Origin of the sequence: Streptomyces xanthophaeus, assembly GCF_000725805.1 — a bacterium.
Lineage (GTDB): Bacteria > Actinomycetota > Actinomycetes > Streptomycetales > Streptomycetaceae > Streptomyces > Streptomyces xanthophaeus.
In genome coordinates, this window is record NZ_JOFT01000009.1 from 1 (window position 1) to 13,128 (window position 13,128).

Sequence of the window (13,128 nt, forward strand, 5' to 3'; positions counted from 1 at the left end):
CACGGAAGGACCCTGGGACTGACGGGAATCCCCCAAGACATCCCTGATACCGCCCAGCCCGTACAAGCCCCGCGAAGCCCCCCTCAGCCCCCCGCCCCCGCCCCCGCCCCCTCAGCCCCTCACGCCTCCGTTGACGTCGGAAGGTGGTCCAGGCGGCGGAGGATGACTCCCTCGCGCAGGGCCCAGGGGCAGATTTCCAGTTCGTCGACCCCCAGCAGGTCCATCGCGCCCTCCGCGACCAGGGCGCCCGCCAGGAGCTGGTTCGCGCGGCCCTCCGAGACGCCCGGCAGGGCCGCCCGCTGGGCCGTGGTCATCGCCGCCAGGCGCGGGACCCACTCCTCCAGGGACTTGCGGGTCAGGTCCCGCTGGACGTACAGGCCGTCCCCCGAGCGGGCCGCGCCCGCGATGCGGGCCAGCTGCTTGAAGGTCTTCGACGTCGCGACCACGTGGTCCGGCGCACCGAAGCGGCTGAACCCGGCGACCGTACGGGCGATCTGGGCCCGCACGTGACGGCGCAGCACCCGGATGTCGGCCGCGGCCGGCGGGTCGCCCGGGAGCCAGCCCGCCGTGAGGCGCCCCGCGCCCAGCGGCAGGGAGACGGCCGTGTCCGGGTCCTCGTCGATGCCGTACGCGATCTCCAGCGAGCCGCCGCCGATGTCGAGGACGAGCAGCTTCCCGGCCGACCAGCCGAACCAGCGGCGGACCGCCAGGAACGTCAGCCGGGCTTCGTCCTCACCGCTGAGGACCGGCAGCTCGATGCCGGTCTCCTGCTTCACCCGGGCCAGGACCTCGTCCGCGTTGGTGGCCTCGCGCACCGCGCTGGTCGCGAAGGGGAGGACGTCCTCGCAGCCCTTGTCCTCGGCTGCCTGGACGGCCTCGCCGATGACCGAAACCAGCCGTTCCACGCCCTCGGGAGTGACGGCTCCCTGCTCGTCGAGCAGCTCCGCCAGCCTCATTTCCACCTTGTGCGAGTGCGCGGGCTGCGGGCGGGCACCAGGGTGCGCGTCCACCACCAGCAGATGGATCGTGTTCGAACCCACATCAAGGACACCGAGTCTCATAGGGGGAAACGCTACTGGGAGGAACGCGTGGGGGTTGAGTAAGGGGCGCATAGGCTTGGGTTTGTGCCAAATACGAAGAAGGCCAACAAGACCCGGTCGCAGAAGAACCCGGGCGAGACCCCGGCGGCGGACGCGGCCGAAACCGAACCCCAGCCGCAGTCCCAGCCGCAGTCCAAGCCCAGGTCCAAGCCCGAGTCCAAGGCGAAGGACAAGTCGAAGGACAAGGCCAGGCCCAAGGCCGGCAAGGCCAAGGCCAAGAGCGTGGTCGTGCCGGACGAGAAGGGCCTCGACTTCCCCCGCGCCTGGGTGGAGTTCCCCGACCCCGGCGACGACGAGCAGGTCTTCCGCTGCGACCTGACCTGGCTGACCTCCCGCTGGACCTGCATCTTCGGCAGCGGCTGCCAGGGGATCCAGGTCGGGCGGGCGGACGACGGCTGTTGCACCCTCGGCGCGCACTTCTCCGACGACGACGACGAGAAGCGCGTCGCGCAGCACGTGGCGCGGCTGACGCCGGAGCTGTGGCAGTTCCACGACGTCGGCAGCGAGACCGGGTGGACGCAGCACGACGACGACGGGGAGAAGCAGACCCGCCGCTGGGACGGCGCGTGCATCTTCCTGAACCGGCCGGGGTTCCCGGCCGGGGCCGGCTGCTCCCTCCACATCCTGGCGGTGCAAGAGGGCCTCGAACCGCTGGAGACCAAGCCGGACGTGTGCTGGCAGCTGCCGATCCGCCGGACCTACGACTGGATCGACCGGCCCGACGACACCCGGGTGCTCCAGGTGTCGATCGGCGAGTACGACCGCCGCGGCTGGGGCCCGGGCGGCCACGACCTGCACTGGTGGTGCACCTCGGCGACCTCCGCGCACGGCGCCGGGGACCCGGTGTACGTGTCGTACCGGCCCGAGCTGACGGAGCTGATGGGCAAGGAGGGCTACGAGGCGCTGGTGAAGCTGTGCGAGGCGCGGCTGGCCTCGCTGCTGCCGATGGCTCCGCACCCGGCCGACCCGGTCCCGCCGGCCCAGGAGGGCTGAGGCCCACGAGGGCCGGGCCCGAGGACTCCCTACGGCCCTACGGCCCCTCGGGCCCGGTGGAAGCGCTCGGCTCGGGTGACGGGGAAACCGTTCCGCCTGATCCCTCCGTCGGGGTCGGCGTGGGCGTCGGGGGCTGCGTCGGCTCCGTCGGGGTCGGTGTGGGGGTGGGGCTCGGCGGCTGCGTCGGGTCCGGTGACGGCGGCGGGGTCTCGGGCCGGGGCGGCGTCGGGGCCGGGCGGCCGCGGCCCCGTACGGAGACCACCGCACCGCCGGGATCCACCCCGACCCTGGCGCTCCAGGCCCCCACGGGCTGGGCTTCGGGGTCCACCACGATGCGCAGGGTGACCGATTCTCCGGGGGCCAGCGTGCCCGCGGTGCGGTCGGCCCGGAGCCAGGGGGCGTCGGACCAGAGCCGCCAGTCCACGGGGGCGCCGCCCGAGGCGGTGAGGGTGAGCAGGGTGACGGCTCCTTCGGAGGACGCCGTGACGTAGAGGCGGCCGGGGCCGCCGGGCTGGTCGGGGGTGGCCGGGGGGCCCGTGCTGATCACCTCGACGGAGACGTCGGGGGCGGCGCTGCCGGGGGCGAAGCCGGGGCCGCCGGTGGTGGTGGCGTTGCCCGCGTTCTCGTACGCCGTCAGGGGCCGGCCGTCCGCGAGGGGCTGCGGGATCTCGGACTCGCTGGCGGAGATCCGCGCGGCTCCGCCGCCTACGGGTTCGCCGGTGCTGGGGGCGCCCCGGTAGGCGGCCCACAGGGCCAGCACCGGTGCGGCGACGACGGTGGCGACCACGGTGGTGGTCACGGCCCGGGCGCGCAGCCGGTCGCGGCGGGCCGCACGGTCCTTGGGGTCCATGGGGAAGCCGGTGCGGTCGAAGCGCGGGCCGGGCCTGCGGCGGCGTCCGCCGGAGCGGAGCATCGCTGCGTGGACGGCGGTGCGCGGGGCCGGTACCAGGGGGAGGGCGGCGGCGTCGATGCCGCCGGTGCCGGGCCAGGGGGCCGCGGCGCCGAGGCGTTCGGCGACGCGGCGGCAGCGCGGGCAGTCGTCGACGTGGCGGACGAGCTCGGCGCGCAGGGTGGTGGACAGCAGCACGCCCCCGCCGTCCGCGTCGCCGGTGAGGCGGGAGACGGCGGGACAGCTGCCGGTCTCGACCACGGCGAGGGCGGCGCGGGTGCGCTCGACCTCGCAGGCGGCGCCGGACAGCAGCTCGCGGGCGTTGGTGGGGGCGGTGCCGAGGACGGCGGCGAGTTCGGGGACGCCGAGGCGGTGGCGGACGGCGAGTTCGAGGGCTTCGCGCTGCTCGGGCGTGGTCCCCGCGGCCTCGGGCCAGGCGAGCCGGGCCAGCTCGGTGCGGCGGTACGCGCTCACGTCAAGGGTCCGGCGGGCGCCGGGCACCCCGTCGGTTCCGGTGGCACCACCCGGCGCACGCTCTGAATCCATGCGCTCCGGCGCGCGCCCGGCGCAATGCGCTCCCTGCCGGGTGCGCCGCTGTTCCGCCAGCCGTCGCAGGCAGCCCCAGCGGGCCAGCGCGTAGAGCCAGGCCCGCCGGTCGCCTTCGTCGGGGCAGCGGCCGGGGTGACGTTCCGCCACCGCGAGGACTTCGCCCAGCACGTCGGTGGCGGTGTCGTGATCGCACAGGACCGACAGGCAGTACGTGAACAGGCCGTCGAGGTAGGGCTCGTGCCGGAAGGGGGGCGGCCGCTCCCCTTCGTGGGGCGTGCGCCCCTGCGCCCGGTGTGCGCCGGTGCGCGATGAGGAGTGTGCCTGGTTGCTGCTGTTCACCTGGCGACCGTAGGCGGCACGCCGGTGGACCCTCGGAAGCCTTCAGCACTTTTAGTCCTTACGGGTGAACAGATCGGTGGTGCGCTGACACCTGCCCTGACGACTGCCCTGCGGCGGCACCGACGCCCGCCTGCCGGGGCGGGGTGGGCGGCGGGCGGCACGGCTCCCGGCGGGCTCTGTCGGTGCGGGCGGCTACGGTGGGCGCCATGGCTGCCCGCACTGCTCGTTCATCCGCCAAGGACCGGCCGTCCTACCGCTGTACCGAGTGCGGCTGGACCACCGCGAAGTGGCTCGGGCGGTGCCCCGAGTGCCAGGCGTGGGGCACCGTCGAGGAGATGGGCGCACCCGCCGTGCGGACCACCGCCGCGGGCCGGGTCTCCACCGCCGCCGTGCCGATCGCGCAGGTCGACGGGCGCACGGCGACCGCGCGCAGCACCGGCGTGGACGAGCTGGACCGCGTCCTCGGCGGCGGGCTCGTGCCCGGTGCCGTGGTGCTGCTCGCCGGGGAGCCCGGCGTGGGCAAGTCGACGCTGCTGCTGGACGTGGCGGCGAAGGCGGCCAGCGACCAGCACCGCACCCTCTACGTGACGGGCGAGGAGAGCGCGAGCCAGGTGCGGCTGCGGGCCGACCGGATCAACGCGCTGAGCGACCACCTGTACCTCGCCGCCGAGACCGACCTCTCGGCGGTGCTGGGGCACCTCGACGCCGTGAAGCCGTCCCTCCTCATCCTGGACTCCGTACAGACGGTCGCCTCCCCCGAGATCGACGGCGCGCCCGGCGGCATGGCCCAGGTCCGCGAGGTGGCGGGGGCGCTGATCCGGGCGTCCAAGGAGCGCGGGATGTCCACCCTTCTCGTGGGCCACGTGACGAAGGACGGGGCCATCGCCGGCCCCCGGCTCCTGGAGCACCTGGTCGACGTGGTGCTGAGCTTCGAGGGGGACCGGCACGCCCGGCTGCGGCTCGTGCGCGGCATCAAGAACCGTTACGGGGCCACCGACGAGGTGGGCTGCTTCGAACTGCACGACGAGGGCATCACCGGGCTGGCCGACCCGAGCGGGCTGTTCCTGACCCGGCGGGCCGAGGCGGTGCCCGGCACCTGCCTGACCGTGACCCTGGAGGGCAAGCGTCCGCTGGTCGCCGAGGTGCAGGCGCTGACCGTCGACTCGCAGATCCCCTCCCCCCGGCGGACCACCTCGGGCCTGGAGACCTCCCGCGTCTCGATGATGCTGGCGGTGCTGGAGCAGCGCGGCCGGATCACCGCGCTCGGCAAGCGGGACATCTACAGCGCCACGGTGGGCGGGGTGAAGCTCACCGAGCCCGCCGCCGACCTGGCGATCGCCCTCGCGCTGGCCTCGGCGGCCAGTGACGTACCGCTGCCGAAGAACCTGGTCGCGATCGGGGAGGTGGGGCTGGCCGGTGAGGTGCGGCGGGTGACCGGCGTGCAGCGCCGGCTCGCGGAGGCGCACCGGCTGGGGTTCACGCACGCCCTGGTGCCGGCCGATCCGGGCAAGGTGCCGGCCGGGATGAAGGTCATCGAGGTGGCCGACATGGGCGATGCCCTACGGGTCCTGCCGCGCGGCCGGTCCCGTACGCCAGCCAAGGAGCGGGCCGGGTCCGAGTAGGCGGCGGGCAGCCTCCGCAAGGGGGCCCGTGGGCCGGACGTGTGCTGGTCAGGGGCTCGCACGGGGTCCCCGGAGGCCGGACCTGGCCAAGCCACGGCGGGGCCACAGCGTGCGCCGGTAGACTTTGTGCTGGTCCGCCCGGCCGTACGCACGTCTTCGTGCCCGCGGCGCTGGGCGGCGCAACCCGCGACCGGAGGAGTGCAGTGGCAGCCAAGGACGGGGCAGCAGCATCCGCCAAGTCGGGCGCGAGCTCCAGGCAGGAGGCCATGATGCGGGCCTCGCTGAGCGCGGTCGCACCTGGTCAGCCGTTGCGTGACGGCCTGGAACGGATCGTCCGCGGCAACACCGGTGGCCTCCTCGTCCTCGGGATGGACAAGAGCGTCGAGGCGATGTGCACGGGCGGCTTCGTGCTGGACGTGGAGTTCACCGCGACCCGGCTGCGCGAGCTGTGCAAGCTCGACGGTGCGCTCATCCTCGACAAGGACATCACCAAGATCCTGCGGGCCGGTGTGCAGCTGGTGCCGGACGCGTCGATCCCGACCGAGGAGACCGGCACCCGGCACCGCACCGCCGACCGGGTCTCCAAGCAGTGCGGCTTCCCCGTGGTGTCCGTGTCGCAGTCGATGCGGCTGATCGCCCTGTACGTGGACGGCGAGCGCCGCGTCCTGGAGGAGTCCGGGGCGATCCTGTCGCGGGCGAACCAGGCGCTGGCGACGCTGGAGCGGTACAAGCTGCGGCTCGACGAGGTCGCGGGGACGCTGTCGGCGCTGGAGATCGAGGACCTGGTCACGGTCCGCGATGTGACGGCGGTCGCGCAGCGGCTGGAAATGGTCCGGCGCATCGCGACGGAGATCGCCGAGTACGTGGTCGAACTCGGCACGGACGGGCGACTGCTGTCGCTCCAGCTGGACGAGCTGACGGTCGGCATCGAGCAGGAGCGGGAGCTGGTGATCCGCGACTACGTCCCGGAGCCCACGGCGAAGCGTTCCCGCACGGTGGACGAGGCACTGGCCGAGCTGGATGCGCTGACGCACCCGGAGCTGCTGGAGCTGGCCATCGTCGCGAAGGCGCTGGGGTACACGGGCTCGCCGGAGACCCTGGACTCGGCGGTGTCGCCGCGCGGATACCGGCTGCTGGCGAAGATCCCGCGGCTGCCGGGCGCGATCATCGAGCGGCTCGTGGAGCACTTCGGCGGCCTGCAGAAGCTGCTCGCCGCGAGCGTGGACGACCTGCAGACGGTGGACGGCGTGGGCGAGGCCCGGGCGCGCAGCGTCCGCGAGGGCCTGTCCCGCCTCGCCGAGTCCTCGATCCTCGAACGGTACGTCTAGCCGGTACGCGAAGGACCCCCGGCCCCACGGGCCGGGGGTCCTTCGCGTCTCCTGCTGGTCCTGCTGGCCCGCTGGTCCTGCTAGTCCTGCTAGTCCTGCTTCAGGACGAACGAGGTCCGGGCGACCGGCATGCCCGGGGCCTTGACCTCGACCACGTAGGTGTCCGGGACGGCCGCCCCCGCCGGAGGCGCATCGCACTGGCCGGCCGCGCTGAACTTGCGGTCCCAGTCCAGCGACTGCTTCGACTCGCCCTGCGCGGGGATCCGGAAGAAGACGTTGCCCGCGCCCGCCGGGCAGTCGGCGGAGGACCAGACGGCCTTGGTGCTCGAAGCCTGAAGGATGGTCAGGACCGCTTGCTTCGGGCCGAGATCGACCTTGCAGGTGGTGCCGGAGGTGTTGCGGGCGGTCAGTTCGAGACGGGGCTTCTCGTTCGCCTCGTACTCGTTCTTCGCGCTCTTGACCTCCCACTGCACCGCGCTCGGCGCGCAGGTGGGCAGGGGCGAGTCCGCCGGGACCTGGTCCGGGCCGCCGCCCGCGCCGCCGGACGCGGAGCCCTGGCCGGAGCCGGAACCGGAAGCCGAACCGCTGCCCGGTTCCCCGTTCTTGCCGGTGCCCGCGGAACCGCCGCCCTCGGACCCCGTGCCGTCGCCGCCCGACTCCGTGCGCCCGCCCGGGGCCTGACTGATCGCCGGCCCGGTGCCGGCCGGGCCCGGGGTGATCGAGGAGACGGGATCGGGGCGGCCCTCGCCCTTCCCGTTCGTACTCGTCTTCCCTCCGCCCGAGGTGACGACCCATAGGGCGAGGACGGACAGGAGCGCGACGACGGACGCCAGCACAGCCCTCCGTCGCCAGTAGATGGAGGAGGGGAGCGGCCCGACCGGATTGCGCAGAGATCCCACGGACGGAACCTTACGAGAGTCCGGGACCCGATCAGTGCCCCACATGCCGCGCGACGGCCTCGATTTGCCGATGATCATCCTGCGGGCGCAATCCGGAGCGTAAAGATCCGGCCAAGAGTCTGATGCGGACGGTATGGAGGTTTGAGTACCGTCAGTGACCATGAACAGCTCCGGCCTCTACCGCGACATCACCGACTTCGCCCACACGGCGCCCCCTTGGGTGCAGTCGGCCTTCGAGGTGTGGACGGAGTACGGACTCCTGCTCTTCGGCGCCCTCTTCATATCCGTGTGGTGGCGCGCCCGGACGAGACGCAGCCCGCGCGTGATGGCACTGGCCGTGCTCGCACCCCTGGCCACCGCCGTCGGGTACGTGGTCTCGGAGTCGCTGAAGTCCGTCGTGGACGAGGAGCGGCCCTGCCGCGCCGTGGCCGGGGCCGCGGCCCCGCTCATCGCCTGCCCGGCCACCGGTGACTGGTCCTTCCCCAGCAACCACTCGGCCATCGCCGGCGCCGCCGCCGTCGCGCTGGCCCTGGCGGTGCGCGGTCTCGCCCTGCTGGCCGTGCCGCTCGCCCTGCTCATGGCCTTCTCCCGGGTCTTCGTCGGCGTGCACTACCCGCACGACGTGGGCGTGGGCCTGCTGCTGGGCGGTGCGGTGGCCGCGCTCGTCGTCCTCGCGCTCACCGGTCCGATCAGTACGATCACCGCCGCCATGCGGGCGAGCGGGATGCGCGCCGCTGTCTGGTTCACCGGTCCCGGCCCGGCACGCCAGGGGTGAAACGTGCCAGGATGCCGTCTGCCATGACTGCATCCCCCACTTCCTCCCGCGATGTCCCCGCCGGCGTCGGCCTCACCGACGCCCCCGAGGTCTCCCACGCACTGCACTCCCCCGTCATCGCGTGGTTCGACGAGCACGCCCGCGACCTGCCCTGGCGCCGCCCCGAGGCCGGCCCCTGGGGGGTCATGGTCAGCGAGTTCATGCTCCAGCAGACGCCCGTGAACCGGGTCCTGCCGGTCTACGAGCAGTGGCTCGCCCGCTGGCCGCGGCCTGCGGACCTGGCCGCCGAGGCCCCCGGCGAGGCCGTCCGGGCCTGGGGGCGGCTCGGTTACCCGCGCCGGGCGCTGCGGCTGCACGGCGCGGCGCTGGCCATAACGGAGCGGCACGGGGGCGACGTACCGCGGGAGCACGCACAGCTGCTCGCGCTGCCCGGTATCGGCGAGTACACGGCCGCGGCCGTGGCCTCGTTCGCGTACGGGCAGCGGCACGCCGTCCTCGACACCAACGTCCGGCGGGTGTTCGCCCGGACCACCACCGGCGTGGAGTACCCGCCGAACGCCACCACGGCCTCCGAACGGCGTCTGGCGCGGGCCCTGCTGCCCGAGGACGAGGGCGTCGCGGCACGGTGGGCGGCGGCATCGATGGAGCTGGGCGCGCTGGTGTGCACGGCCAAGAGCCCCGACTGCGTCCGCTGCCCGGTGGCCGGGCTGTGCGCGTGGCGCCTCGCCGGGAAGCCCGCGCACGACGGGCCGCCGCGGCGCGGGCAGACGTACGCGGGGACGGACCGTCAGGTGCGCGGCAAGCTGCTGGCCGTGCTCAGGGAGGCGGTCGGGGCGGTTCCGCAGGCCGTGCTGGACACCGTCTGGGACGAGCCGGTGCAGCGCGCGCGGGCTCTGGACGGGCTGGTGTCCGACGGGCTGGTGGAGCCGCTCGCGCAGGGCATGTACCGGCTCCCGCAGTCGGTGGCGCCGCGCGCGCCGGGCTCCGCCGGGGCGTGATCGGCAGGGGTCCCGGCGGCGTCACTCTCCGGCGCGGATCCGACTCGGAGCCGAGTCGAAGCTGACTCAAGGATTCCGTTTCTTTTCGCGAAACCGCAGCTCAAGGGCGCTGTTACACAATCTATGGGTGTCCGTGCGTCCACCGAAGGCTGGCCCGCACAGGCCCGTGACAACCCCTCCGTACCTTCGGATCCGTAAGCAGCGGTCGAGCGGTTGAACGGAACGGAGGCGGTCTGAGATGGCGCACAGCGAGGTACTCGAATTCGAAGAGTACGTCCGCACGCGGCAGGACGCCCTGCTGCGCAGTGCCCGGCGCCTGGTCCCGGACCCCACCGACGCCCAGGACCTCCTGCAGACCGCCCTGGTGCGCACCTACGGCCGCTGGGACGGCATCGCCGACAAGTCCCTGGCCGACGCCTACCTCCGCCGCGTCATGATCAACACCCGGACCGAGTGGTGGCGCGCCCGCAAGCTCGAAGAGGTCCCCACCGAGCAGCTTCCCGACGCCTCCGTCGAGGACGGCTCGGACCAGCGCGCCGACCGCGCCCTGCTGATGGACATCCTCAAGGTGCTCGCGCCCAAGCAGCGCAGTGTCGTCGTGCTGCGACACTGGGAGCAGATGAGCACCGAGGAGACGGCCGCGGCGCTCGGAATGTCGGCGGGAACCGTGAAGAGCACCCTGCACCGCGCACTGGCCCGCCTCCGGCAGGAACTGGAGAGCCGGGACCTGGACATGCGCGCGCTGGAACGCGGTGACCACACCATCCGGTACGAGGGGCGTGAGCGGTGCGCGGCCTGAATGGCCAAGGTCTGACGGACAGGGGTTCACTTGCGCTGATGTCGGCGGGGACGGTAGTCCTCGTCGGCTCGGCGCTGTTGGCCGTGGGCTGCGCCACGGGCGGGACCGGGCTGCGCGACGGGGGTCCCGCCCGCACCGACGCCATGTCGAAGGCCGTGCAGTCCACGGCGCCCTCCGGGCTCTCCGACCCTTCCGCGGAAGCCTCCGCCGAGGCCTCCGCCTCCGCCGCCCGGCCCGCGAAGAAGGTCGACCCGGTCGCGCTGCTGAAGGCCGATCCCAAGGTCAGCGCCGAGGTCAAACGGGAACTCAAGCCCTGCACGGGCAAGGAGTACCCGGTGGACGTCAGCTACGGGAAGGTCACCGGGAACAGCGTCGTCGACATCGTGGTGAACGTCCTGTCCTGCGCGGACGCGGTGGGCCAGGGCTCGTACGTGTACCGCGCGGACGGCGGGAAGTACGAGAATGTGTTCTCGGACGAACAGCCACCCGTCTACGCGGAGATCGACCGGGGCGACCTGGTGGTCACCAAGCCCGTCTACGGGAAGGGCGAGGCGCTCTCCTACCCCTCGGGCGAGGACGTGATCACGTACCGCTGGGACGGGGAGAAGTTCACCGAGCAGGACCGAGTGCACTCGGAGTACAGCAACGTGGTCGACGGCGGTGGCCAGCCCGCCCCGGCCACGAGCCAGAAGAACTGAGAACCGAGAACCGCAGAACAGAAGAACCGAGGCGAGTCTTCCGTATGGCCGAGACCCATGTCCTGTTCGTTGAGGACGACGACGTCATCCGTGAGGCCACGACCCTGGCGCTGGAGCGCGACGGGTTCGTGGTCACCGCCATGCCCGACGGGCTGTCCGGCCTGGAGTCCTTCCGCGCCGACCGCCCCGACATCGCGCTGCTCGACGTGATGGTCCCCGGTATGGACGGCGTGAGCCTGTGCCGCCGCATCCGCGACGAGTCCACCGTCCCGGTGATCATGCTGTCGGCGCGCGCCGACTCCATCGACGTGGTGCTGGGCCTGGAGGCGGGCGCCGACGACTACGTCACCAAGCCCTTCGACGGCTCGGTGCTCGTCGCCCGCATCCGTGCGGTGCTGCGCCGCTTCGGCCACGCGGGCGGCCCGCAGAACGGCGGCGCGAACGGCGACGAGGGCCCGGCCGGCGAGCGCGGGGTGCTCAGCTTCGGTGACCTCCAGGTCGACACCGAGGGCATGGAGGTGCGCAAGGCGGGTGCGGCCGTGGCCCTGACCCCGACGGAGATGCGGCTGCTGCTGGAGTTCTCCTCGGCGCCCGGCACCGTCCTGTCCCGCGACCGCCTGCTGGAGCGGGTCTGGGACTACGACTGGGGCGGCGACACCCGTGCCGTCGACGTCCACGTCCAGCGGCTGCGCACCAAGATCGGACAGGACCGGATCGAGACGGTCCGGGGCTTCGGATACAAGCTCAAGGCATGAGGCGCTTCACCCTCCGCACCGGGATCCGCTGGAAGATCACACTCGCCATCGCCGCCGTGGGCGCGCTCACCGCGGTCGCGCTGAGTCTGGTGGTGCACAGTGCTGCCCGGGTGTCGATGCTGGAGAGCGCCCGCGAAGTGCAGCTGGACCGCGTGCAGTTCATGTCCCGCAACGTCGACGCCGGGCGCAAGCCACCCCTCGGCTTCAAGATCAACGACCCGGACCTGCCCGCCCAGCTGCGGCAGAAGGTCCAGTCGGGGCGGCGCGGCACGTTCGTCCAGGAGAACCCGGGCGGCCCCCAGGAGGTCTGGGCCGCCGTGCCGCTCGGCAACGGGCAGGCCCTGTCGCTGCACACGCAGTTCCGCGAGAGCGCCAACATGGTGCGCGACCTCGACCGGGCCCTGGTCGTCGGCTCCCTCGCCGTGGTGATCGGCGGCTCGGCGCTCGGCGTGCTCATCGGCGGGCAGATCTCGCGCCGGCTGCGCAAGGCGGCGGCCGCCGCGCAGCGGGTGGCCCACGGGGATCCCGAGGTACGGGTCCGGGACGCGGTCGGCGGTGTCGTACGGGACGAGACCGACGACCTCGCGCGGGCGGTGGACGCCATGGCCGACGCCCTCCAGCAGCGGCTGGAGGCCGAGCGCCGGGTGACCGCGGACATCGCGCACGAGCTGCGGACCCCGGTGACGGGCCTGCTGACGGCGGCGGAACTGCTGCCCCCGGGACGGCCGACCGAGCTGGTGCGGGACCGGGCCCAGGCGATGCGCGCGCTGGTCGAGGACGTGCTGGAAGTGGCCCGCCTGGACAGTGCGTCCGAGCGGGCGGAGCTCCAGGACGTGGCGCTGGGCGAGTTCGTGAGCCGCCGGGTGAAGGCGCTGATGCCGGAGGCGTCGATCCGGATCGTCGCGGACGAGATCGTCAGCACCGACCCGCGGCGCCTGGAGCGGATCCTGGGGAACCTGCTGGCCAACGCGGCGCGGTACGGGCAGCCGCCGGTCCAGGTGGACGTCGAGGGCCGGGTCGTACGGGTACGGGACCACGGTCCGGGCTTCCCGGAGGCGCTGCTGCGGGAGGGGCCGAGCCGCTTCCGCACCGGGTCGACGGACCGGGCGGGCGTGGGCCACGGGCTGGGGCTGACCATCGCGGAGGGCCAGGCACGCGTGCTGGGCGCCCGGCTGACCTTCCGCAACGTGGCCGCTCCCGGCGGGTCCGACCGCGAGGGCACGGCGGCCGGTGCGGTGGCGGTGCTGTGGCTGCCGGAGCACGCACCGACGGCGACGGGCAGTTTCCCGGTCGTGCAGCTGCCACAGGGCTAGGTCGTCTCCCAGGCCGTCCGGGGTCGCCACGGGATCGGTACCGGCCGGTCACCCCGGCGGGTCCGTGACTT

At 73.3% G+C, this 13,128-nt stretch carries 12 protein-coding genes; 9 read left to right on the forward strand and 3 right to left on the reverse strand.

The genetic code is table 11. From position 1 onward, the window contains the following. Positions 1-119: 119 nt before the first annotated feature. Positions 120-1,061, reverse strand: a complete 942-nt coding sequence (locus IO30_RS0101245; protein ID WP_031138306.1) for a Ppx/GppA family phosphatase — start codon at positions 1,059-1,061, stop codon at positions 120-122. A 63-nt stretch (positions 1,062-1,124) separates the two neighbouring features. Between IO30_RS0101245 and IO30_RS0101250 the strand changes: the two genes are divergently transcribed. Then, positions 1,125-2,093, forward strand: coding sequence for a DUF3109 family protein (locus tag IO30_RS0101250; protein WP_078903723.1), 969 nt, complete (start codon positions 1,125-1,127; stop codon positions 2,091-2,093). 37 nt (positions 2,094-2,130) lie between these two features. Here the strand turns inward: IO30_RS0101250 and IO30_RS0101255 are convergent, their stop codons facing one another. After that, entirely contained in the window at positions 2,131-3,870 is a 1,740-nt protein-coding gene (locus IO30_RS0101255) for a sigma-70 family RNA polymerase sigma factor (protein WP_031138310.1), read from the reverse strand. Positions 3,871-4,076: 206 nt separating this feature from the next. Here IO30_RS0101255 and radA point away from each other — a divergent pair, with 206 nt between their 5' ends. Further along, positions 4,077-5,492: a DNA repair protein RadA gene (radA, locus tag IO30_RS0101260; protein WP_031138312.1), complete on the forward strand. Its 1,416-nt coding sequence runs from the start codon at positions 4,077-4,079 to the stop codon at positions 5,490-5,492. A gap of 203 nt (positions 5,493-5,695) precedes the next feature. After that, a complete protein-coding gene (disA, locus tag IO30_RS0101265; RefSeq protein ID WP_031138314.1) occupies positions 5,696-6,820 on the forward strand; it encodes a DNA integrity scanning diadenylate cyclase DisA in 1,125 nt (374 codons plus the stop codon). 89 nt (positions 6,821-6,909) lie between these two features. Here disA and IO30_RS0101270 read toward each other — a convergent pair whose 3' ends face one another. Beyond that, positions 6,910-7,719 (reverse strand): hypothetical protein, encoded by an 810-nt coding sequence (locus IO30_RS0101270; RefSeq protein WP_031138316.1) that lies wholly within the window; start codon positions 7,717-7,719, stop codon positions 6,910-6,912. Between the two features lie 160 nt (positions 7,720-7,879). Between IO30_RS0101270 and IO30_RS0101275 the strand changes: the two genes are divergently transcribed. From IO30_RS0101275 to cseC, 6 genes are all read left to right on the forward strand, one after another. Next, positions 7,880-8,494 (forward strand): phosphatase PAP2 family protein, encoded by a 615-nt coding sequence (locus tag IO30_RS0101275; protein WP_031138318.1) that lies wholly within the window; start codon positions 7,880-7,882, stop codon positions 8,492-8,494. Positions 8,495-8,517: 23 nt separating this feature from the next. Beyond that, positions 8,518-9,492: an HhH-GPD family protein gene (locus tag IO30_RS0101280; RefSeq protein WP_051901772.1), complete on the forward strand. Its 975-nt coding sequence runs from the start codon at positions 8,518-8,520 to the stop codon at positions 9,490-9,492. Positions 9,493-9,730: 238 nt separating this feature from the next. After that, positions 9,731-10,291, forward strand: a complete 561-nt coding sequence (locus IO30_RS0101285; protein ID WP_031138322.1) for a SigE family RNA polymerase sigma factor — start codon at positions 9,731-9,733, stop codon at positions 10,289-10,291. Positions 10,292-10,329: 38 nt separating this feature from the next. After that, a complete protein-coding gene (locus IO30_RS0101290) occupies positions 10,330-10,989 on the forward strand; it encodes a hypothetical protein (protein ID WP_031138324.1) in 660 nt (219 codons plus the stop codon). Positions 10,990-11,033: 44 nt separating this feature from the next. Continuing rightward, positions 11,034-11,744 carry a two-component system response regulator CseB gene (gene cseB, locus IO30_RS0101295; protein ID WP_031138325.1) on the forward strand — a complete coding sequence of 237 codons (711 nt, stop codon included), beginning with the start codon at positions 11,034-11,036 and terminating at the stop codon, positions 11,742-11,744. Continuing rightward, a complete protein-coding gene (gene cseC, locus IO30_RS0101300; RefSeq protein WP_031138327.1) occupies positions 11,741-13,057 on the forward strand; it encodes a two-component system sensor histidine kinase CseC in 1,317 nt (438 codons plus the stop codon). Before cseB ends, cseC begins: the two co-directional genes overlap by 4 nt. The last annotated feature ends 71 nt before the right edge of the window (positions 13,058-13,128 follow it).